Annotated in this window: 17 protein-coding genes; 11 read left to right on the forward strand and 6 right to left on the reverse strand. The window is 69.0% G+C overall.

Annotated elements, in window-relative coordinates; genetic code table 11:
* Positions 1-10: 10 nt before the first annotated feature.
* From A3862_RS17840 to A3862_RS17860, 5 genes are all read left to right on the forward strand, one after another.
* The gene (locus A3862_RS17840; protein ID WP_043758030.1) at positions 11-3,175 is read left to right on the forward strand and encodes an efflux RND transporter permease subunit; all 3,165 of its coding nucleotides are present in this window, start codon (positions 11-13) and stop codon (positions 3,173-3,175) included.
* A 154-nt stretch (positions 3,176-3,329) separates the two neighbouring features.
* On the forward strand, positions 3,330-4,466 hold the full coding sequence (locus tag A3862_RS17845; protein ID WP_043758026.1) for a CaiB/BaiF CoA transferase family protein: 1,137 nt from the start codon (positions 3,330-3,332) through the stop codon (positions 4,464-4,466).
* Between the two features lie 42 nt (positions 4,467-4,508).
* A complete protein-coding gene (locus A3862_RS17850) occupies positions 4,509-5,258 on the forward strand; it encodes a glucose 1-dehydrogenase (RefSeq protein ID WP_043356292.1) in 750 nt (249 codons plus the stop codon).
* A gap of 10 nt (positions 5,259-5,268) precedes the next feature.
* Positions 5,269-6,417: an acyl-CoA dehydrogenase family protein gene (locus A3862_RS17855; RefSeq protein ID WP_111474366.1), complete on the forward strand. Its 1,149-nt coding sequence runs from the start codon at positions 5,269-5,271 to the stop codon at positions 6,415-6,417.
* Position 6,418: 1 nt separating this feature from the next.
* Positions 6,419-7,252 (forward strand): FAS1-like dehydratase domain-containing protein, encoded by an 834-nt coding sequence (locus A3862_RS17860; RefSeq protein WP_111473864.1) that lies wholly within the window; start codon positions 6,419-6,421, stop codon positions 7,250-7,252.
* A 170-nt stretch (positions 7,253-7,422) separates the two neighbouring features.
* Here the strand turns inward: A3862_RS17860 and A3862_RS17865 are convergent, their stop codons facing one another.
* The gene (locus tag A3862_RS17865) at positions 7,423-7,848 is read right to left on the reverse strand and encodes an organic hydroperoxide resistance protein (RefSeq protein ID WP_043357630.1); all 426 of its coding nucleotides are present in this window, start codon (positions 7,846-7,848) and stop codon (positions 7,423-7,425) included.
* Positions 7,849-7,934: 86 nt separating this feature from the next.
* Entirely contained in the window at positions 7,935-9,656 is a 1,722-nt protein-coding gene (gene ade, locus A3862_RS17870; RefSeq protein WP_111474367.1) for an adenine deaminase, read from the reverse strand.
* Positions 9,657-9,784: 128 nt separating this feature from the next.
* Here ade and ilvD point away from each other — a divergent pair, with 128 nt between their 5' ends.
* Positions 9,785-11,614 (forward strand): dihydroxy-acid dehydratase, encoded by a 1,830-nt coding sequence (ilvD, locus tag A3862_RS17875; RefSeq protein WP_043357638.1) that lies wholly within the window; start codon positions 9,785-9,787, stop codon positions 11,612-11,614.
* Here ilvD and A3862_RS17880 read toward each other — a convergent pair whose 3' ends face one another.
* The 3 genes from A3862_RS17880 to fcl form a co-directional block, all read right to left on the reverse strand.
* The gene (locus tag A3862_RS17880; protein ID WP_111473865.1) at positions 11,615-12,292 is read right to left on the reverse strand and encodes a GDSL-type esterase/lipase family protein; all 678 of its coding nucleotides are present in this window, start codon (positions 12,290-12,292) and stop codon (positions 11,615-11,617) included.
* A gap of 3 nt (positions 12,293-12,295) precedes the next feature.
* Positions 12,296-13,318, reverse strand: coding sequence for an SGNH/GDSL hydrolase family protein (locus A3862_RS17885; protein WP_111473866.1), 1,023 nt, complete (start codon positions 13,316-13,318; stop codon positions 12,296-12,298).
* Positions 13,319-13,393: 75 nt separating this feature from the next.
* Entirely contained in the window at positions 13,394-14,365 is a 972-nt protein-coding gene (gene fcl / locus A3862_RS17890; RefSeq protein ID WP_043357622.1) for a GDP-L-fucose synthase, read from the reverse strand.
* A 277-nt stretch (positions 14,366-14,642) separates the two neighbouring features.
* Here fcl and A3862_RS17895 point away from each other — a divergent pair, with 277 nt between their 5' ends.
* From A3862_RS17895 to A3862_RS32380, 4 genes are all read left to right on the forward strand, one after another.
* A complete protein-coding gene (locus A3862_RS17895) occupies positions 14,643-16,067 on the forward strand; it encodes a hypothetical protein (RefSeq protein ID WP_111474368.1) in 1,425 nt (474 codons plus the stop codon).
* A 73-nt stretch (positions 16,068-16,140) separates the two neighbouring features.
* Entirely contained in the window at positions 16,141-17,664 is a 1,524-nt protein-coding gene (locus A3862_RS17900) for a phytoene desaturase (protein ID WP_111473867.1), read from the forward strand.
* Positions 17,645-18,715, forward strand: a complete 1,071-nt coding sequence (locus A3862_RS17905; protein WP_043758012.1) for a phytoene/squalene synthase family protein — start codon at positions 17,645-17,647, stop codon at positions 18,713-18,715. Before A3862_RS17900 ends, A3862_RS17905 begins: the two co-directional genes overlap by 20 nt.
* Positions 18,716-18,736: 21 nt before the next feature.
* On the forward strand, positions 18,737-18,865 hold the full coding sequence (locus A3862_RS32380) for a hypothetical protein (RefSeq protein WP_257791596.1): 129 nt from the start codon (positions 18,737-18,739) through the stop codon (positions 18,863-18,865).
* A gap of 207 nt (positions 18,866-19,072) precedes the next feature.
* On the opposite strand, the gene hemC is transcribed toward A3862_RS32380, so the two are convergent.
* Positions 19,073-19,996 carry a hydroxymethylbilane synthase gene (gene hemC, locus A3862_RS17910; RefSeq protein WP_043758008.1) on the reverse strand — a complete coding sequence of 308 codons (924 nt, stop codon included), beginning with the start codon at positions 19,994-19,996 and terminating at the stop codon, positions 19,073-19,075.
* A 186-nt stretch (positions 19,997-20,182) separates the two neighbouring features.
* Between hemC and A3862_RS17915 the strand changes: the two genes are divergently transcribed.
* Positions 20,183-21,103, forward strand: coding sequence for a metallophosphoesterase (locus A3862_RS17915; protein WP_043758005.1), 921 nt, complete (start codon positions 20,183-20,185; stop codon positions 21,101-21,103).
* Positions 21,104-21,279 lie beyond the last annotated feature (176 nt).

Below are 21,279 nucleotides of genomic sequence, written 5' to 3' on the forward strand. Positions count from 1 at the left end.
AGGCCGAGCGGTGAAAGGCGGCATCTCGGCACCCTTCATCCGGTTTCCGGTGGCGACCACGCTGATCATGGTCGGCATCCTGTTCCTCGGGGTCGTGGCCTATCCGCTGCTGGGCGTCGCACCGCTGCCGCAGGTCGATTTCCCGACGATTCAGGTGACCGCGCAGCTCCCCGGCGCGAGCCCGGAGACGATGGCCTCGTCGGTGGCGCAGCCGCTGGAGCGGCAGTTCTCGCAGATCCCGGGTGTGGCGCAGATGACCTCGACGAGTTCCCTCGGGATCTCGACGGTCACGGTCCAGTTCGATCTCAACCGCAACATCGACGGCGCGGCGAGCGACATCCAGGCGGCGATCAACGCCGCCAGCGGCCAGCTTCCGAAGAACCTGCCGACCCCGCCGACCTACCGCAAGGTCAATCCGGCCGACTCGCCGATCCTGCTGCTCTCGGCCACCTCCGACAGCCTGCCGCTGATCGATGTGGACGACGCGGTCGACGTGCAGCTGGCCCAGCGGATCAGCCAGATCTCCGGCGTCGCCCAGGTCTTCATCGGCGGCCAGCAGAAGCCGGCGGTCCGCGTCCAGATCGACCCGGCCAAGCTCGTGGCCAAGGGCCTGTCCCTGGAGGACGTGCGCGCGCAGCTCACGCTGACCACCGTCAACAACCCCAAGGGCAGCATCGACGGCGGCAGCCACAGCTACACGATCTACGCCAACGACCAGCTCACTGCGGCGCAGAACTGGAACGACGTCATCATCGCCTATCGCGACGGCGCGCCGCTGCGCGTGCGCGATATCGGACAAGCCGTCGCCGGCCCCGAGGATACCAAGCAGGCTGGCTGGACCAACGGCCGGCGCGGCATCTTCCTCGTCGTGTTCAAGCAGCCCGGCGCCAACGTCATCGACACGGTGGACAGCATCAAGGCGCAGCTGCCGCGCCTGACCGCCACCCTGCCGGCCGCCATCAAGGTCGGCATCCTCAGCGACCGGACCCAGACCATCCGCGCCTCGGTCGAGGACGTGCAATTCACCCTGATGCTGACGATCGTGCTGGTCGTCGGGGTGATCTTCGTCTTCCTGCGCAGCTTCTGGGCGACGGTGATCCCGAGCGTGACGGTGCCGCTCGCGCTGCTCGGCGCCTGCGCGCTCATGTGGATGGCGGGCTACACCCTCGACAACCTCTCGCTGATGGCGCTCACCATCTCGGTGGGCTTCGTGGTGGACGACGCCATCGTCGTGCTCGAAAACATCAGCCGCTACGTCGAGGCGGGGATGCGGCCCATGGAGGCCGCGTTCAAGGGCGCGGGCGAGATCGGCTTCACCATCGTGTCGATCTCGGTGTCGCTGATCGCGGTGCTGATCCCGCTGCTGCTCATGGGCGGGATCATCGGCCGGCTGTTCCGCGAGTTCGCCGTGGTGCTGTCGATGACGATCGCGGTCTCGGCCTTCGTGTCGCTGACGCTGACCCCGATGATGGCCTCGCGGCTTCTCAAGCCGCACGACGGCGAGCGCCATGGCCGCCTCTACCGGATCAGCGAGGCCGCGTTCGACGGGCTGCTTGCACTCTACGCCGATGCCCTCGACGTGGCTCTGCGGTTCCGCCGCGTCACGCTCTTGGTGTTCTTCGCCACGCTGGCACTGACGGGCTACCTGTTCGTCGCGATCCCGAAGGGCTTCTTCCCGCAGCAGGACACCGGCTTCATGATCGGCGTCACCGAGGCGTCGCAAGACATCTCGTTCTCGGCGATGCAGGCGCTGCAGGAGAAGGTCGGCGCCATCGTCCAGGCCGATCCGGCGGTGGCCACCGTCGGCATGTCGCTCGGCGGCAACGGCCAGGCGCTCAATTCCGGGCGCATGTACATCACGCTCAAGCCGCGCGACGAGCGCGACGCCAATGCCTTCCAGGTGATCGGCCGCCTGCGGCCGAAACTCGAGCGCGTGGAGGGCATCCGGACCTTCATCCAGGCCACCCAGGACGTGCGCACCGGAGGCCGCACCTCGCGGACCCAGTTCGAGTACACGCTCCAGGATCCGGATCTCGCCGAGCTGAACGCCTGGGCGCCGCGCATCCTCGACACGCTGAAGACCCTGCCGGAGCTGCGCGACGTCGCCACCGACCAGCAGACCCGCGGTACGACGCTGACGCTGTCGATCGACCGCGACGCCGCCTCGCGCTACGGCATCACGCCTCAGCTGATCGACGACACGCTCTACGACGCGTTCGGCCAGCGCCAGATCGCCCAGTACTTCACGCAGCTGAACAGCTACCACGTCGTGCTGGAGGTTCTGCCGGCGCTGCAGGGCAGCGTCGAGAGCCTCGACAGGATCTACATCAAGGCGCCGATCGGGGGCGGGCAGGTACCGCTGGCGGCCTTCGCCCGCTGGACGACCGTTCCGGTGGCGCCGCTCGCCGTGAACCACCAGGGCCAGTTCCCGGCGGTGACGATCAGCTTCAACCTCGCTCCCGACGTGGCACTGGGCCAAGCGACCGAGGCGATCGGCCGGGCGATGCGGGAGCTGCAGGTGCCGCCGACCGTGGTGAGCGGCTTCCAGGGCACCGCCCAGGCCTTCCAGCAATCGCTCTCGACGGTGCCGCTCCTGATCCTGGCGGCGCTGTTCGTGGTCTACCTGATCCTCGGCATCCTCTACGAGAGCTTCATCCACCCGATCACGATCCTGTCGACCCTGCCGTCCGCCGGCGTCGGCGCCCTGGCGGTGCTGATGTGGGCGGGGTTCGACTTCAGCCTGATCGCGCTGATCGGCATCATCCTCCTCATCGGCATCGTGAAGAAGAACGGCATCATGCTGGTCGACTTCGCCATCGTCGCCGAGCGCGAGGAGGGGCTCACCCCCGAGGCCGCGATCCGGAAGGCCGCGCTGCTGCGCTTCCGGCCGATCCTGATGACCACGATGGCGGCGCTCCTCGGCGGCATCCCGCTGATGGTCGCCACCGGCACCGGTTCGGAGATCCGGCAGCCCCTGGGCTACGCCATGGTGGGCGGCCTCGCGGTGAGCCAGGTGCTGACGCTGTTCACGACGCCGGTGATCTACATCTATCTCGACCGGCTCGCCCACCGCCTGTCCTTCCGCGACCGGCCGGAGGCGACGCAGGTCGCCCGCGCGGACGCGGAGCCGGTGGAGGAGGTCCGCGGACCGCCCACGCTGCACGCAGCCGAGTAGGCTCGACCGCCGGCCTCGCCGGCACCGGGTGAAAGCCCGGCCGGAGGCCCACGACCGGGCAGCCCTGTCACCGCCGCCCGCTTGGCGGAGCCTCCGGCCGTTCCACTTGTTCCAGCTCCGGCCTCGCGGGGCGGCGCAAAGACGAAGGGTGCGGATGAGCCAGAACCTGCCGTTGCGAGGGCTCACCGTGCTCGCCCTGGAGCAGGCCGTCGCCGCCCCCTATTGCACCTCACGGCTCGCCGATGCCGGCGCCCGGGTCATCAAGATCGAGCGGCCGGAAGGCGATTTCGCCCGCGGCTATGACGCGGCGGTCGACGGCCTGGCGAGCTACTTCGTCTGGCTCAACCGCGGTAAAGAGAGCCTCGTCGCCGACATCAAGGACCCGGCCGATGCCCGGCTCCTGCACGCGATCCTCGCGCGGGCCGACGTGTTCGTGCAGAACCTCGCCCCCGGCGCCGCGGCGCGCGCGGGCTTCGGATCGGCGGAGCTGCGTGCACGCTATCCCCGGCTGATCACCGTCGACATCTCGGGCTACGGTGCCGGCAACCCCTACAGCGACATGAAGGCCTACGACCTGCTGGTCCAGGCGGAGAGCGGGCTCGCGGGCATCACCGGCCATCCGGCGGGACCCGGCCGGGTCGGCGTGTCCGTCTGCGACGTCGCCTGCGGCATGGATGCCCATGCGGCCGTGCTGGAGGCGCTGATCGCCCGGGGCATCTCCGGGCAGGGCTGCGCCCTCGAGGTCAGCCTGTTCAGCGCCGCCGCCGACTGGATGAACGTGCCGCTGCTCTATTTCGAGGGAACCGGGCAGGCGCCGCAGCGGGTCGGCCTCGCCCATCCCTCGATCTGTCCCTATGGCGCCTTCCCGACGGCCGACGGCAGCCTCGTGCTGATCTCGATCCAGAACGAGCGCGAATGGGCGCGCTTCTGCGCTGGCGTGCTCGGCGAGCCGGATCTCGCCCGCGCCGAAGGCTTCGCGTCCAACAACGCCCGGGTCGCCAACCGCGCCGCCGTCGACCTGCGCATCGGCGCCGAGCTGGTGCGGCTGAGCCGCGACGCCGCCGCCGCCCGGCTGAAGGCCGCCGGCACCGCCTACGGCTTCGTCAACACGCTTGCGGACCTCGTCACCCACCCGGCGCTGATCCGCACAGAGGTCGGGACACCCGCCGGATCCGCCCGCATCGTCGCGCCGCCGGTGCTGGTCGACGGGCAGATCCGCGCCCTCGGCCCCGTCCCGGCGATCGACGCGCACGGCGCGCGCATCCGGGCCGAGTTCGCGCCCGGCACCTGAGGACCTAGAGATCGACACCGAACGACACGCGGGGAGGACACGATGAGGCTCGACGGCAAGATCGCGCTCGTGACGGGCGCCGGCAGCGGCTTTGGAGCGGGGATCGCCCAGCGTTTCGTCGCCGAGGGGGCGAAGGTCGCCTGCATCGACATCGACGGCGCGGCCGCCGCGCGGGTCGCGGCGGATCTGGGCGACAACGCCATCGCCATCGCCGCAGATGTCGGCCTCGCCGCCGATGTCATCGCCAGCGTCGACGAGACACGGCAGCGCTTCGGTCTGCCGAACATCCTGGTCAACAACGCCGGCACCACACACCGCAACAAGCCGCTGATGGAGGTCACCGAAGAAGACTTCGACCGGGTCTTCCGGGTCAACGTGAAGTCGATCTTTCACTACGTCCGGGAGGTCGCCCCGCTCATGCGCGATGCGGGCGGCGGCGTTATCCTGAACGTCAGTTCGACGGCGGCTCTGCGGCCGCGGCCGGGGCTGACGTGGTACAACGCCTCCAAGGGCGCGGCGAGCCTCGCCTCGAAGTCCCTGGCGCTCGAACTGGCGCCCTGGAAGATCCGGGTGAACGCCCTCTGCCCGGTCATGGGCGCCACCGGGCTCCTCGAGCATTTCATGGGCGTGCCCGATACCCCCGAGAACCGCGACCGGTTCATCGCCACGATCCCGCTCGGCCGCCTGTCCCAGGCGAGCGACATCGCGTCGGCCGCCCTGTTCCTCGCCTCCGACGAGGCGGCCTTCATCACCGGCGTCGATCTGCCGGTCGATGGCGGCCGCACGGCCTGAGGAGATGTCGATGGAAGCCTATACCGAGATCCGCGAGGCGGTCGCCAAGCTCTGCGCCGGCTTCCCGGGCGCGTACTGGCGGGCCCTCGACCGGGAGATGGCCTACCCGACCGCGTTCGTGAACGCGCTCACCGAGAGCGGCTACCTGTCGGTTCTGATCCCCGAGGCGTATGGCGGCTCCGGCCTGCCGCTCTCGGCCGCGGCCGCGATCCTGGAGGAGGTCCAGCGGGCCGGCTGCAACGGGGGCGCATGCCACGCGCAGATGTACACGATGGGCACGCTCCTCCGGCACGGCTCCGAGGCGCAGAAGGCCGAATATCTCCCGGCTCTCGCGGAAGGCCGCCTGCGGCTCCAGGCCTTCGGCGTGACCGAGCCCACCTCCGGCACCGACACCGGCAGCCTCAAGACCACGGCGCGCCTGGAGGGCGACCACTACGTCGTCAACGGCCAGAAGATCTGGACCAGCCGTGCCGAACATTCGGACCTGATGCTGCTCCTGGCGCGCACGTCGCCCAGGACCGAGGGCATGAAACGCACCGACGGCCTGTCGGTGCTCCTCGTCGACATGCGGGAGGCCAGGGGCAACGGCCTCACCATCCGGCCGATCCGCACGATGATGAACCATGCCACCACGGAGGTGTTCTTCGACAACCTCAGGGTGCCGGCCCAGAATCTCATCGGCGCGGAGGGGAAGGGTTTCCGCTACATCCTGTCGGGCATGAATGCCGAGCGGATCCTGATCGCCGCCGAATGCATCGGCGACGCCAAGTGGTTCATCGAGAGGGCGCGGATCTATGCCGGCGAGCGTTCGGTCTTCGGGCGTCCGATCGGTGCCAATCAGGGCGTACAGTTCCCGATCGCCAAGGCCTACGCCAACATGCGCGCGGCCGAGCTGATGGTCCGGGAGGCGCTGGCCCTCTACGAGGGCGGCGCGAATCCGGGAGCCGAGGCCAACATGGCCAAGATGCTGGCGGCCGACGCGTCGTTCGAGGCGGCCAATGCCTGCATCCAGACCCATGGCGGCTTCGGCTTCGCCGAGGAATACGACATCGAGCGGAAGTTCCGCGAGACCCGCCTCTACCAAGTGGCGCCGATCTCCACGAACCTGATCCTCGCCTATCTGTCCGAGCATGTGCTCGGCCTGCCGCGTTCGTACTGACATGACCGATTTCGCCGCCTGGATCGGCCGGACACGCGAGGCCTCCGACCTCGTCACCCCACGCCTGATGGCCGAGTTCCGCGCGACCCTCGGGCCGCATCTCGCCCCGGTCGCCGACGGCATCGCGTGGCCGGCGCTGCACTGGTGTCTCGCCCCGGAGACGCCGGCCGCCGACGCCCTCGGGCCGGACGGCCACGTCGCGAAGGGTGGGTTCCTCCCGCCCGTGCCGTTGCCCCGGCGGATGTGGGCGGGCGGACAGATCGAGACCCTTTCGGATCTGCGCGCGGGAGACGCCGTCACCCGCACCGAGACAGTACGGGACGTCGTCTTCAAGGACGGGCGAAGCGGAAGCCTGTGCTTCGTCACCGTCGAGCACGCCGTCGCCACGGGACAGGGCGTCGCGATCCGTGAACGGCAGGACATCGTCTATCGCGAGGCGGCCGGGGCGCAGACCGGAACCGATGCCGCGCCCGAACGCGACGATCCCGATGACTACGCGGCAATCTGGGCAGTGCTCGCGACGCCGACGCTGCTGTTCCGCTATTCGGCGATGACCTTCAACGGCCACCGCTTCCACTACGACCAGCCCTACGCGACGCAGGTGGAGGGCTATGCCGATCTCGTCGTCCACGGCCCGATGCAGGCCACGCTGCTGATGAACCTCGCCGCGACGCTCCTGGGACACGTGCCGCGGATGTTCACCTATCGCGGCGTCTCGCCGATGACGGCCAACCAGACCTTTCGCGTCTGCGGCCGAACCCGCGGGTCCGAGTTCGAGGGTGTGACCCTCGATGCAGCAGGGAAGGTCTGCATGCGCGCCCGCGCCGACATGTGAGATCCGGCGCGCGATGTCAGTCGGAGGGCGGCCTCGTCCGGCACGGATTGCGGGCCGGCGCCATCATCGTACGCGTCGCGGCGCCACGACGGCACGGCATCGACCCGCGGACGAGCCCGCGGGTGGTGCGACGGCGGGCCTCGCGGACGCGAAACCCGCCGGACACCGTCTTAGGCCAGCTTCAGACCGACGTTGACGTTGCCGCGGGTCGCGTTGGAGTACGGGCAGACCTGGTGAGCGGCGTCCACGAGCTTCTGCGCGTCCGCGCGGTCGAGGCCCGGCAGGCTGATCGTGAGATCGGCGGTGATGCCGAAACCGCCTTCGGAGCGCGGACCGATGCCTACGTCAGCGGTGACGCTGGTATCGGCCGGGACCTTGAGCTGCAGCGACGGGGCCACGGCCTTCATGGCGCCGAGGAAGCAGGCCGAGTAGCCGGAGGCGAAGAGCTGCTCCGGGTTCGCGCCCGGGCCACCCGCGCCACCGAGCTCCTTCGGCGTCGACAGCTTGACCTCGAAGCTGCCGTCGGCCGTGCGGGCGGCACCGTCGCGGCCACCGGTGGCGGTGGCGGTGGTGCGATACTTCACATCTACGGACATAGCGATCTCCGGTTGGAGGAAGAAAGTCGGCATGTAGGCGCCGGCGGGCCTTCGCACAGCCCCATTTAAATTGCGCACAATCGAAATCAAGGGTCGATCAGGGCGAAACGGTCGACATCCACAAGCCCCCGGTCGGTGATCTTGAGATGGGGGATGACCGGGAGCGGCAGGAACGCCACCTGCAGGAAGGGCTCCGGCAGCACGACTCCGAGGCCTCTGGCGGCCGACCGCAGGGTCACGAGAGACCGGCGGATGTCGTCGAACGGCATCAGGCTCATCAGGCCGGCGACGGGCAGCGCGATCTCGGCGCGCACCTCGCCACCCTCGACCACGACGAAGCCGCCCTCGATCTCGCCCAGACGGTTCACGGCCACGGCCATGTCGGAATCATCCGCCCCGACGACCGTGATGTTGTGACTGTCATGCCCGACCGACGAGGCGATGGCCCCCCGCTTCAGGCCGAAGCCTTTCACGAACGCGACCCCGATGCCGCGCACCCCCGGCGCGGAGCGGCCGTGCCGTTCGACCACCGCGACCTTGATGACGTCCTGGTCCAGGTCGATTCGGCGCTCCCCGCCGGAATAGGGCAGGGCGAGGTCGTGACGCAGGGTGATGATCTGGCCCGGGATCACCCCGATCACCGGCGTCGAAGGCCCGGAGCCCGGCGCGGCGAAATCCGCGGCGCTGACCCGCCGCGCCCGCACGCTGCCGCGGCCGATCGGCTCCACGGCGGGTCGCGTGGCGAACAACGCCTCGTTCACCGGGCGTCCGGCACTGAGAACCTGGGACACGGCGCAGGTGTCGAGATCGTCAAGCACCACGAGATCGGCGCGCTGGCCGGGGGCGACGAGCCCCCGGTCGTGAAGCCCGAACGCCCGGGCCGCCGACCACGAGGCCGCACGGTAGGCGGCGAGGGGTGGGACGCCGAGGGCGATGGCGGTCCGGATGACGAAGTCGAGATGCCCCTCCTCGGCAATGTCGAGGGGGTTCCGGTCATCGGTGCAGAAGGCCAGGAACGGCGCCGTCCGCTCGGTCAGGATCGGCGCCAGCGCGTGCAGATCCTTGCAGACCGAGCCCTCTCGGATCAGCACCGTCATCCCCTTGGACAGTTTCTCCAGGGCTTCTTCCGGCGTGGTGGCCTCGTGTTCGGTGCGGATGCCGGCCGCGATGTAGGCGTTCAGTCCGAGGCCGCGCAGGAGCGGGGCGTGACCGTCGATATGCCGGCCCTGGAACGCGGCGAGCTTGTCGAGCACGCCGGGATCGGCCGCCAGCACGCCGGGGAAGTTCATGAATTCGGCGAGCCCGATGACCTTCGGGTGGCCGACGAAGGACAGCAGGTCCTGCGCGTCGATCCGCGCCCCCGAGGTTTCCAGATGGTCGGTGGCCGGGACGCAGGACGAGAGCTGCACGCGCAGGTCCATCGCCAGCGTTTCGGACGAAGCAAGGAACCATCGGAAGGCGTCCGTTCCGAGAACGTTGGCCATCTCGTGCGGGTCGCAGATCCCCGTGGTGACGCCGTGGGGGAGAACGCAGCGCTCGAATTCCTGCGGGGGCATCAGCGAGGATTCGACGTGGAAATGCGTGTCGATGAAGCCCGGCACAACGACCTTGCCGGAGATGTCGATCTCCCGCGTGCCGCGATAGTGGCCGAAGGTGCCGACGATGCGGTCGCGGCAGATCGCGATATCGGAGGCGACAAGCGCCCCGGTGACGAGGTCGAGGAAACGGCCGCCCTTCAGGACGAGGTCAGCCTCCGTGCGACCCTGGCCCTGCGCGATGGCCCGCCGGAGCGATTCCACCTGTGTCATCACCATATGCTCCCTCGCTCCTGCCATCTGACAGGAGCATGCCACGGGGGCGGCCCCTTCCGCGACGCTTGCAGAGGCGCGAGCACCGGCGCAGAAGCCTTTCACCTTTGAACCAGTCGAAGCTCTCGATGCCCGCCTATCGTTCCCGCACCACCACCCACGGCCGCAACATGGCCGGCGCCCGCGGCCTCTGGCGCGCCACCGGCATGAAGGATGCCGATTTCGGCAAGCCGATCATCGCCGTGGTGAACTCGTTCACCCAGTTCGTGCCCGGCCATGTCCACCTCAAGGATCTCGGCCAGCTGGTCGCCCGCGAGATCGAGGCCGCCGGCGGCGTCGCCAAGGAGTTCAACACCATCGCGGTGGATGACGGCATCGCCATGGGCCATGACGGGATGCTGTACTCGCTGCCGTCCCGGGAGCTGATCGCCGATTCCGTCGAGTACATGGTCAACGCGCATTGCGCCGACGCGATGGTGTGCATCTCGAACTGCGACAAGATCACACCCGGCATGCTGATGGCCAGCTTACGCCTCAACATCCCGACGGTGTTCGTCTCGGGCGGCCCGATGGAGGCCGGCAAGGTCCAGCTGCCGGGCATCGCCAGGAAGGTCGATCTCGTCGACGCGATGATCGCCGCAGCCGACGACCGCATCTCCGACGAGGATGTCGCGGTGATCGAGCGCTCGGCCTGCCCGACCTGCGGATCGTGTTCGGGCATGTTCACGGCGAATTCCATGAACTGTCTCACCGAGGCGCTGGGCCTGGCGCTGCCGGGCAACGGCTCGGTGCTCGCCACCCATGCCGACCGCAAGCGCCTGTTCGTGGAGGCCGGTCACCTCATCGTGGATCTCGCCCGCCGCCACTACGAGCAGGACGACGCGGGCGTGCTGCCGCGCGCCGTGGCGAGCTTCAAGGCGTTCGAGAACGCCATGACCCTCGACATCGCCATGGGCGGCTCGACCAACACGGTCCTCCACCTGCTGGCGGCGGCGCACGAGGGCGAGGTGCCCTTCACCATGGCCGATATCGACCGGCTGTCCCGGCGGGTGCCGGTGCTGTGCAAGGTCGCCCCGGCGGTGGCCAACGTCCATATGGAGGACGTGCACCGGGCCGGCGGCATCATGGGGATTCTCGGTGAGCTCGACCGGGCCGGTCTGATCGACACCGAGGTCGGCAACGTCTCGGCCGGCACGCTGGGCAACGCCCTTGCCCGCTGGGACGTGCGCGCCGCGCCGAGCGCGTCGGTCCAGACCTTCTACCGGGCGGCCCCGGGCGGCGTGCCGACCCAGGTGGCCTTCAGCCAGGAATCCCGCTTCGACGAGCTCGACCTCGACCGGGAAGGCGGCGTCATCCGCGATGCCGCACACGCCTATTCGCAGGATGGCGGGCTCGCGGTCCTCTACGGCAACCTCGCCGAGCAGGGCTGCATCGTGAAGACCGCAGGCGTCGATGCCTCGATCCTGACCTTCACCGGGACGGCGCGGGTGTTCGAGAGCCAGGACGCGGCCGTCGACGGCATCCTCAACGGCAAGGTCACGGCTGGCGAGGTGGTGCTGATCCGCTACGAGGGGCCCCGCGGCGGCCCCGGCATGCAGGAGATGCTTTATCCGACGAGCTACCTGAAATCGAAGGGGCTCGGAAAGGCCTGCGCCCTCGTCACCGACGGGCGGTTCTCCGGCGGCTCCTCGGGCCTGTCCATCGGCCACGTCTCGCCGGAGGCCGCCGAGGGTGGCCTGATCGGCCTCGTGCGCGACGGCGATCGGATCGCCATCGATATCCCGAACCGGCGCATTCATCTGGACGTGGATCAGGCGGAGCTGGATCGGCGGCGGATCGCGCAGGACGCGGCGGGCTGGCAGCCTGCGACCCCGCGCAAGCGCAAGGTGAGTACGGCATTGCGTGCCTATGCCATGCTGACGACCAGCGCGGCCCACGGGGCGGTGCGCCGGCTCTGATCAGCGGGCGCCGAGAACCAGAACGGCGGCAGCACCGAGGAGCGCTGCCGCCGCCACCGCAAGACCGATCCACCGTCGGCGGACCTTGGCTGCGCCCCGCCCCACCCCTCCGGGCGTCGGCGGCGGGATGCGCCCGAGCGCGGCGAGCATCAGCGGCTCGATGGCGGCGTAGCCGGCCGGGCTCAGATGAAGCCCGTCGGTGCCGTATTCGGGCCGGAGTCCGCCTGTCTCGGTCGCCAGCACCGCATGGTAGTCGATGAATGTCGCGCCGTGCTCATGCGCATGGTCTCGCAACCATGCATTGACCGCCGCGATCATTGCCGGCGCGTCGCGCACCTCCGGATTCCAGGGGATGCTGGCGGCGGGCATGATCGAGCCGATCCAGGCCTGCACGCCCATGGCACGGGCCTCGTCGAGCATGCCGGCGAGCGTTCGGGCGATCTCGTCGGCCGGGACGAAGAAGCCCTCATTGCGGCCGATATCGTTCACACCGCACAGAAGATGCACGCCCCAGGCTCGCGTTTCCTCGAGGTCGCGCCGAAACCGCATGGTGATCCAGCGGGCCGTCTGACCGGACCCGCCGCGGGGGATCAGGTTGTAGGCCTCGAAGGTGCCGGCCCGGTGGAAGCCCCACAATTCGGTGATCGAATCCCCGATGAAGACGATCGGTTCGCGCACGGTTCAGGCCGGCGTCGCGGTCTCGAGGGTCTCGGCCACCTCCGCCTGGAGGCGGTCCGCCATCATCTGGCGGCCCTCAGAGGTCACGTGAACGATGTCCGTGAAAAGGTTTCGGGCGTCGCCTTCGAACAGGCGGCTGAGGTCCCGGGCCGCAAAGGCTGAATCCTGCGTATCCAGCCGGCCGAGAACACCCTCGAAACGTGCATACTGGCGATCGAGATAGGCCAGGAACGCGTCGGAGGCCGTGCCCGCCTCCGTGCCGACGGGCGCGCCCTTGCGGACGATCGTGGGCTGCAGGAGGAACCGAACCGGGGCACCGATGCCGGGAGCGAGCCGCGCGAGCCGCCTGAGCGCCAGCTCGAACTGCCGCACGACCTCCCATTCCCAGATCTCGGACTGCCAGTTCGTCAGCGCCCGCAGATTCTCGAGACGGTTGAAGATCATCGCCTGCAGGCCGTCATAGGACAGTGCTACCGTGTCCTCTGCGCTCTTCCTCGAGTCGAAGAAGTAATCGTAAAGACTTTCATTGGCGAAGTGATTGTATGGAACGCCGGCCCGCGGATCGAAGCTCCAGGGCTGAAAGATGTCGGTCGCTCCGCCGACGATCAGGATGACGTCGGGCTGAAGATCCATCAGCCGCGTCGTGACCAGGGCGATCATCTGATTCAGGCAGGCCGAGACGGCGCCGAAATTGTAGACGCGCGCCCCCGCCCCATGGGCTTGCTTCAGCCCGGTCTCCAGCCGCCCCGGCACGGTATCGGCGAAGACCTGTCCGTCGATCAGGGTGCTGTCGCCGACGACGAAGACCCGCAGCGTCTCGGATGATGGCCGCGTATCCGCATGCGCGTCGTTGCGATACCCGAGGGCGTCGTAGCGCCAGTCCTGACCGCCCGCGACCGTCAGCGGCTTGCCGGCGAACTGGACGTACGGTGCGGGAAACCGGCTGTTCGCGTCGAAGTTCTGGAAGCTCTGCAGGAACTTCCGGCGTCGCGCATCGGCGCTGTCATCGGGTGGCCGATGGGCCATGAACCGTCTCCTCCCCGAGCGGATGGTCGGTGGCGATGGAGTGAAAGGATGAGGCGGCCGCGCCGGCGCGGCCGTTCAGCTCCGAATCGAGGCGTGGTTCTCGAGGAACCATCCATAGGTCTGGCGCAGCCCGTCCTCCAGGCCGATCTCCGGCCGCCAGCCCATGGCCCTGAGGCGCGACACGTCCATCAGCTTGCGCGGCGTCCCGTCGGGCTTGGTGGCGTCGAAGTCGAGCCGGCCTGCGTAGCCGATTACCTGGGCCAGCGCCTCGGCCAACTCCCGGATGGTGCAATCCTCGCCGGTGCCGACATTGATGTGCGACAGGTCCGGCCGCGTGTTGGCCGCATAGACCCCGTCGTCCATCTCCATCACGAAGACGCTGGCGCGGGCCATGTCGTCCACGTGCAGGAACTCGCGCATCGCGCGGCCGGTGCCCCAGACCGTGACCGACGGGCGGCCTTCGACCTTCGCCTCGTGCAGGCGGCGCATCAGCGCCGGCAGGACGTGGGCGTTCTCGGGATGGAAGTTGTCGTTCGGCCCGTACAGGTTCGTCGGCATGACGCTGCGGTAGCGCCGCCCGTATTGGCGGTTGTAGCTCTCGCACATCTTGATCCCGGCGATCTTGGCGATCGCGTAGGGCTCGTTGGTCGGCTCCAGAAGCCCGGTCAGGAGCGCGTCCTCGCGCATCGGCTGCGGGGCCAGCTTCGGGTAGATGCACGACGAGCCGAGGAACAGCAGCCGGTCGACATCGTGCGTGTGCGCGGCGTCGATCAGGTTCGACTGGATCAGCAGGTTCTCGTGGATGAATTCGGCGGGATAGGTGTTGTTGGCGTGGATGCCGCCGACCTTGGCGGCCGCAAGGTAGACCTGATCGATGCGGTTGTCGGCGAAGAAGCGACGGACCGCCGCCTGATCGAGAAGGTCGAGACTCTGGCGGTCGGCCGTGAGGATGCGCTCGTGGCCCAGCTCACGCAGCCGACGCACGATCGCCGAGCCCACCATGCCCCGATGGCCCGCCACGAAAATGGTCTGACCTCGACCGTCCATCACGCGTCCGTTCCCTGCCGAAAGCTCGGATTTCCAAGCCCCTATAGCCCCTTTCCGTCGGGATATCGCCGCGCAAACACGCGTTTTCTGAGGCGGCTGCCGGTGCCCCCTCGGCCGCCGGGAGAACACCTATCTGTGCGGGCACTTCCGATATCAATACAACCGAAAGTTAGCGTTAATCATTCCACTAGAAGATGCATTCTGTTCCCGCTCGCTGATCGCTGAGTTGCATGGCCGGTTCGGAACCCCGTCCCGCTGCGCAGCAATGGAGTTCCAGATGCGTCCCTCGACCCTCGTGCCGGCTCGCGCCCGGGCTGCCTGGCTCGCCGTCCCCCGCTGGTGGATCACCCCGACAATCCCGCTCACCGCCGGCCTCCTGATCTGCACGGCGCAGACGACACCGGTCCAGGCGCAGCTTCTTCGCGGCACCCTGGACACAACCACGGGTAGCATTCTGGGCACCGGCGTGACGCTCGGCACCACCGCTCCCGGGACCGGCATCCTCGGGACCGGCCTCAACGTCGGGACCACGAGCGGAGGCGTCCTCGGAACCGGTCTGGTCGTCGGCACGACTGGCCCAGGCGACGGACTGCTCGGCACCGGTCTCAACCTCGGGACGGCGAGCGGAACCGGAACTGGCGGAACTGGAACCACCGGCGGAACCGGCGGAAGTGTGACCGGCGGCGGGACCGGCGGAACAGCGGGAAGCGGAGCAGCCGCCAGCTCCAATCAGGGTCTCTACATCGTCACAGGGAGCACCACGCAGTCCCAGGGCCAGACCGTAATCACCGACCTGAGGCTCTCACAGCTGTCCAGCATCACCGGCGTCGCCGCCAACAACACCAGCGGCTTGGCCGCCCCGATCGCTGTCGGCGCCGACGCCCTCGCGGTGGGCGCCGGTTCAAGTGCGGCCGGTTCTGCATCGACCGCCGTGGGCACCGGCGCGAGCGCGGCGAATACCGGCAGCGTCGCCCTCGGCTTTGCGGCGAGCGCTCAGGGCCTCGGCGGAACGGCCATCGGTACGGCATCTGCGGCGTCGGGGGCCGGGAGCACCGCGCTTGGGTTCGTCGCCGGCGCGACCGGGACAGGTTCCACCGCCATCGGCGCGGCCGCTTCGGCCGCCGGAAACAACAGCGTCGCGCTCGGCAACGGGGCTGCCGCCGACCAAGCCAACACGATCGCCATCGGCGCCAACGTGAAGACCACGCAGGCCAACCAAGTGGCGATCGGCAATTCCGCCAACACCTACCGGCTGGCCGGCGTCGCATCTCAGGCGAGCGCTGCCGCTCAGAGCGGAGCGACGGCCTTCGTGACCACCGATGCCAGCGGCAACCTTGCGGCCTCGGCCTACGGGCCGTCGACGATCGCAGGTCTCGGCAACCGAATCGATTCGGTCCAGGGACAGGTCAACGCTCTGGAGGCCAAGACCGACTCCGTGCAGCGCTACGCCATCCAGACCCGCAAGGAGGCCCGGCAGGGCGTGGCGATGGCCATCGCGATGGCGACCGCGCCGATGCCGTCCGCGCCGGGCAAGACCACCTGGGCGACGAATGGCGCGACCTATCGAGGCGAGTGGGCCGGCGGCCTTGCGGTGGCGCACCGCTTGCCGACCTGCTGCGTCCCGATCGCGGTCACGGCCGGCATGGCCTATGGCGGCGACAACGCCGTCGGCGTCCGCGCCGGACTGGCCGGCGAGTTCTGAACGACTGGGACCCGGCACGGCGGACGGCACTTCGACCTTGCGCGTCGGTGAAAGGCCGCAGTAGTGTCAACCAATGCTGACACTCGCGGTCGACCACAGGGTTGCGCATTCGATCGATGGGCGTCCGCACGCCGTCGTCGTCGGCTCAGGCTTCGGGGGTCTCGCCGCCGCGATCCGTTTGGGTGCGCGGGGCTACCGCGTCACCGTCCTCGAACGCCTGGCCCAGGCCGGGGGCCGTGCCCGGGTCCACCGGCTGGACGGCTTCACCTTCGATGCCGGTCCGACGATCGTCACGGCCCCGCAGCTTTTCGAGGAACTCTGGCAGCTCGCCGGTCGCCAGCTCGCGGACGATGTGACGCTGGTGCCGATGGATCCGTTCTACCGGATCCGCTTCGCCGACGGGACATCCTTCGCGTACAGCGGCGACGTGGATCGCATGCGCGCCGAGGTCGCGCGCTTCGCACCGGACGACGTCGCGGGCTACGAGCGCTTCATGGCTTACAGCCGGGCCGTTTGCCGGATCGGCTTCGAGCAGCTCGGTCATGTGCCTTTCGGCAGTGTCGGATCGATGCTCAAGATCGCACCCGACCTGTTGCGCCTGTCCGGACACCGTTCCGTTTACGAGGTGGTGGCGCGGTTCATCCGCGACGAGCGGCTGCGCACGGTGTTCAGCTTTCACCCGCTGCTGATCGGCGGCAACCCGTTCCGAGCCAGCGCCATCTATTGCCTGATCGCCGATCTCGAGCGGCGTTGGGGCGTCCACTTCGCCATGGGCGGGACCGGGCAGCTGGTCGATGGCTTGGTGCGTCTGATCCGGACACAGGGCGGCCGCCTCCGCCTCGGCGTCGACGTCGCGCGCATCCAGGTGGAGGAGGGCGCTGCCACGGGTGTCGTACTGACCAGCGGCGAGGTGATCGGCGCCGACCTCGTGGTCTCCAACGCCGACTCGGCCGTGACGCATGCGAGTCTTCTGCCGGAAGCGCAGCGCTGGAGCCGCACCCGGTTTCGGCGGGCCCGCTCGTCGATGGGGCTCTTCGTCTGGTATTTCGGCACCAATCGGCAGTATCCGGGGGTAGATCATCATACGATCCTGCTCGGACCGCGGTACCGCGAACTGCTGGCCGACATCTTCGACCGGAAGGTCTTGGCCGAGGACGCGAGCCTCTACCTGCACCGGCCGACCGCCACCGACCCGAGCCTCGCCCCCCCGGGATGCGACGCCTTCTACGTCCTGGCCCCGGTGCCGAATCTCGCGGGTGGCCAGGATTGGCAGGCGCTTGCCGAACCGTATCGGCGCCGGATCGCCGCCATGCTGGAGGCGAGTGTGATGCCCGGCCTGTCGGAGTCCATCGTCACGTCCAAGGTGACGACCCCTCTGGATTTTCAGGACGATTTCCTGAGCTACCGGGGCTCGGGCTTCGGTCTGGAGCCGGTGCTGACCCAATCGGCGTGGTTCCGGCCGCACAATCGGTCGAACACCGTCCGCAACCTTTACCTGGTCGGCGCCGGCACACACCCGGGTGCGGGCCTGCCCGGCGTGCTCTCCTCTGCCCGTATTCTCGACAGCGTGGTCCCCGATGCCCGCGTTACCGCCTGAATTCGCCGCCGCGGCCGACCGCACCGCCTGCCGGGTCGCGATCCGGGCCGGTTCGAAGAGCTTCTTCGCCGCCGGCCAATTGCTGCCGGCCGAAGTCCGCGAGGCGGCCTACGGCCTCTACGCCTTCTGCCGACTCTCGGACGACCTCGTCGACGACGCGGCCGATCCGGCCGGACGACGCGACGCCGTGGCCCGCCTCGAGGCACGCATCGGCCGTGCCTATGCCGGGCGACCCGCCGACGCTCCCGCCGACCGGGCCTTCTCTGAGATCGTCGCCACGTACGCGATCCCGGAGGCCCTGCCGCGTGCCCTGATCGAAGGCTTTGCCTGGGACGCCGAAGGCCGGCGCTACGCCGATCTGGGGGCGCTCCATGCCTACGCCGCCCGTGTCGCCGGCTCCGTCGGTGCCATGATGGCGCTGATCATGGGCACCCGCGAACCGGACGCCCTGGCCCGCGCCTGCGACCTCGGCGCCGCGATGCAATTCACCAACATCGCCCGCGACGTCGGCGAGGATGCCCGGATGGGCCGTCTCTACTTTCCGCTGGACTGGATGGATGCGGCCGGGCTCGATCCGGAGGCATTCCTCGCAGATCCGCGGCCGAGCCCGGCGCTGGCCAAGGTGGTGGCCCGCCTCCTCGCCGAAGCGGACGTCCTCTATACCCGCGCGGAGGCCGGAATCGCAGCGCTGCCGCGCGGCTGCCGGTCGTCGATCCGGGCGGCCGGATTGATCTATTCCGAGATCGGCCGCGTGGTGGCGGCGCACGACTACGATTCGGTCCAGCACCGCGCCCGGGTCGGAACGGCACGGAAGCTGGTTCTGATCGCCCGCGCAGCCCGCACGCCCGCGGTCGCGGCCGGCCTCGGCGGGCCTTCACTGCCGGAAGCCGCCTTCCTGATCGAGGCTGTCGCGCGCGAACCGCTCGTGCCGACGCGTCGGCGCCCGGCGCTGCGGCCGTGGTGGGATGTCGGCGGCCGGGTCGTGCACGTCCTCGATCTGATCGAGCGGATGCGTGAGCGCGAGACGTTCGGCCGCTCGGCGCCGTCCTGACCTGCGGCCTGGAGGACATCGGTGAGCGACGGGCTGTTCGCGGCTTTCGATATCGGCCTCGTCTTCGCCCTGGCTTTCGGGGTGGGGATTTGGCAGCTCATCGTGGTCCGCCGCAGCATCCGGCGTGATCGCGATCGCGAGCCGGACTGAGGCGATCCGCACCGCACAGGTCCCGGCCGACTGACCAGGCGCTGAAAGCGCCCGTCGGCGGATCCGGGCTCTGTCAGCGACGGGCGACGTCAGGCCCCAAATTCGCCCTCCAGCACGTCACGCTCCCCGCCACAGGGCGGCGGCCGGTCGCCATCCGCACCGGCCTGCGTGAGGGCGATCGGGAGGGTGGGTCCTGCGGCCCGTCTTCTACTGCAGGTGACGGGTATAGGTGTCGCCGGCAGCCGCCTTAAGGGCGGCTCCCGCCTCCTGGCCGATCCGCTCCGCATCCGTCACGGGCCCCTGTCGGGACGCGGACCAGTGGCGGCTGCCGTCGGGCAGGAACAGCAAGCCGTCGATCCGCAGGACATCCCCGTCGATCTGCGCCAGGGCGGCGATCGGCGTCCGGCAGGATCCATCGAGTTCCGCGAGCAGCGATCGCTCGGCCGACACGGCGATGGTGGTCCGGGCGCAGGCGATGGGCGCCAGGAGGTCGCGGATGACCGTGTCGTCCGTACGGCACTCGATGCCCAGTGCCCCCTGTGCCACGGCCGGTAGCATCTCCTCGACCGACAGGACGCTGCGGGCCATGTCTTCCAGCCCGAGGCGCTGGAGGCCCGCCAGGGCGAGCAGCGTCGCGTCGCATTCCCCGGCCTCGAGCTTGCGCATCCGGGTGTTGGCGTTGCCCCGCAGCGGCACGACCCGGAGATCGGGCCGCCGCATCAGAACCTGCGCGCCGCGGCGCAGCGACGAGGTCCCGATCCGCGCGCCCGCCGGCAGCCCCGCCAGACCGTCCGCGTGCGGCGACAGGAATGCGTCCCGCGGATCGTCACGTTCGAGGATGCAGGCGATGGTGAGCCCGTCGGGAAGCCAGGTCTCCACGTCCTTCATCGAGTGCACGGCGACGTCGACCTCGCCGGCGAACAGCGCCTGCTCGAGTTCCTTGGTGAACAACCCTTTGCCGCCGATCTCGGAGAGCGGCCGGTCCAGGATCTTGTCTGCCACGGTGGTCACGACCACCAACTCGGTCTCCAGGCCCGGATTGGCGGCGACGATTTGGTCCCGCACCATGCCGGTCTGCGCGAGCGCCATCGGAGAGCCGCGGGTGCCGATGCGCAGGGGGCGGTTCAACATCTGGTTCCGGATCACTTCGCTGGACGAGACACTGCCTTATAAACCGAGCGGGGCGGCAGGCCATGGTCCGTCTCGCGGTTTCGAAGCGGCAAAGCGCGATCGTGAAATCCAGTCTTGCCCCGCTTTCGCCGGACTGCGCTCCTAGCGGGACACCGGCGTAGTTCGGAGCCAACGGGTGTTGTCGCGATGCTGATCATGCCGAGCCGACGGCAAGTCCTGACGGGGCTCGCTGCAGGCGCGGGCATCACCGCCGCCACCGGCGTCTATGCCCTCGACATCGAGCCGCTGCATCGGCTGGTGGTGACATCCTATGCGCCGACCCTGCCGCGGTGGGATCCGTCGCTGCAACTACGGGTGGCGGTCCTGGCGGATTTCCACATCTGCGAGCCGTTCATGCCGTTCGACCGGGTGGCGCAGATCGTCGAAGCGACCAACGCGCTCGAACCGGATCTGGTGCTTCTGCTCGGCGATTATCCGGCCGGGCGGATCGCGTGGCGCAAGCTGCCGCTCGATCAGTTCGCCCGGATGATGACCGAACTCAAGGCGCCCCTCGGCACGCACGCGATCCTCGGCAATCACGATTGGTGGGACGACCATACGGTCCAGAGGAACGGCCGCGGCGTGCCCGCGGTCAGGCGCCTGCTGGAGGCACAGGGTATCCCGGTTCTCGAGAATCGTGCGGTGCGCCTGGTGAAGAACGGCCGGCCGTTCTGGCTCGCCGGTCTCGGCGACCAACAGCCCTTCTTCGACGCGTGGAACACGTTCAGCTTGGCCGACCTGCCGCGAACGCTCGATCCGATCACCGATTCGGCACCCGTGATCCTGATGGCGCACGAGCCCGACATCTTCGTCGCCGTGCCCGACCGCGTCTCCCTGACCCTCGCCGGGCACACCCATGGCGGCCAGATTCGCCTGTTCGGCCACGCCCCCGCGATCCGCAAGGTGCAGGGACACGACTATTCCTACGGCCATGTCATCCAGGACGGCCGCCACATGATCGTCTCGGGCGGGTTCGGGATGAGCCGCATCCCGGTGCGGATGGGCGTCCCTCCCGAGATCGTCCTCCTCGAACTCGGCAAGACGGACGCGGTGACAGCCGCCAGCTGAACGCGGGGCATTCGCGGGGCCGCCGCTCGACTGTCAGACGATCGATGGATCGTCGAAGCACAATCCAGCCGCGCGCAAGTCATGCGATCGTAATTCTGTAGATCAAATGATGAATTCCGGTGCCCGGAGGCTTTCGGCGGCAATTTGACACATCGAGATGTGCATGGGACCGTCCC

The sequence above is a fragment of the Methylobacterium sp. XJLW genome, assembly GCF_003254375.1.
GTDB lineage: Bacteria > Pseudomonadota > Alphaproteobacteria > Rhizobiales > Beijerinckiaceae > Methylobacterium > Methylobacterium fujisawaense.

What these genes read in the sequence shown, in the direction of transcription:
- A3862_RS17845 (WP_043758026.1), top strand. Translation starts at nt 3,330, where the DNA reads ATGAGCCAGAACCTGCCGTTGCGAGGGCTCACCGTGCTCGCCCTGGAG.
- A3862_RS17850 (WP_043356292.1), top strand. Translation starts at nt 4,509, where the DNA reads ATGAGGCTCGACGGCAAGATCGCGCTCGTGACGGGCGCCGGCAGCGGC.
- A3862_RS17855 (WP_111474366.1), top strand. Translation starts at nt 5,269, where the DNA reads ATGGAAGCCTATACCGAGATCCGCGAGGCGGTCGCCAAGCTCTGCGCC.
- A3862_RS17860 (WP_111473864.1), top strand. Translation starts at nt 6,419, where the DNA reads ATGACCGATTTCGCCGCCTGGATCGGCCGGACACGCGAGGCCTCCGAC.
- A3862_RS17865 (WP_043357630.1), bottom strand. Translation starts at nt 7,848, where the DNA reads ATGTCCGTAGATGTGAAGTATCGCACCACCGCCACCGCCACCGGTGGC.
- ade (WP_111474367.1), bottom strand. Translation starts at nt 9,656, where the DNA reads ATGACACAGGTGGAATCGCTCCGGCGGGCCATCGCGCAGGGCCAGGGT.
- ilvD (WP_043357638.1), top strand. Translation starts at nt 9,785, where the DNA reads ATGCCCGCCTATCGTTCCCGCACCACCACCCACGGCCGCAACATGGCC.
- A3862_RS17885 (WP_111473866.1), bottom strand. Translation starts at nt 13,318, where the DNA reads ATGGCCCATCGGCCACCCGATGACAGCGCCGATGCGCGACGCCGGAAG.
- fcl (WP_043357622.1), bottom strand. Translation starts at nt 14,365, where the DNA reads ATGGACGGTCGAGGTCAGACCATTTTCGTGGCGGGCCATCGGGGCATG.
- A3862_RS17895 (WP_111474368.1), top strand. Translation starts at nt 14,643, where the DNA reads ATGCGTCCCTCGACCCTCGTGCCGGCTCGCGCCCGGGCTGCCTGGCTC.
- A3862_RS17900 (WP_111473867.1), top strand. Translation starts at nt 16,141, where the DNA reads ATGCTGACACTCGCGGTCGACCACAGGGTTGCGCATTCGATCGATGGG.
- A3862_RS17905 (WP_043758012.1), top strand. Translation starts at nt 17,645, where the DNA reads ATGCCCGCGTTACCGCCTGAATTCGCCGCCGCGGCCGACCGCACCGCC.
- hemC (WP_043758008.1), bottom strand. Translation starts at nt 19,996, where the DNA reads ATGTTGAACCGCCCCCTGCGCATCGGCACCCGCGGCTCTCCGATGGCG.
- A3862_RS17915 (WP_043758005.1), top strand. Translation starts at nt 20,183, where the DNA reads ATGCTGATCATGCCGAGCCGACGGCAAGTCCTGACGGGGCTCGCTGCA.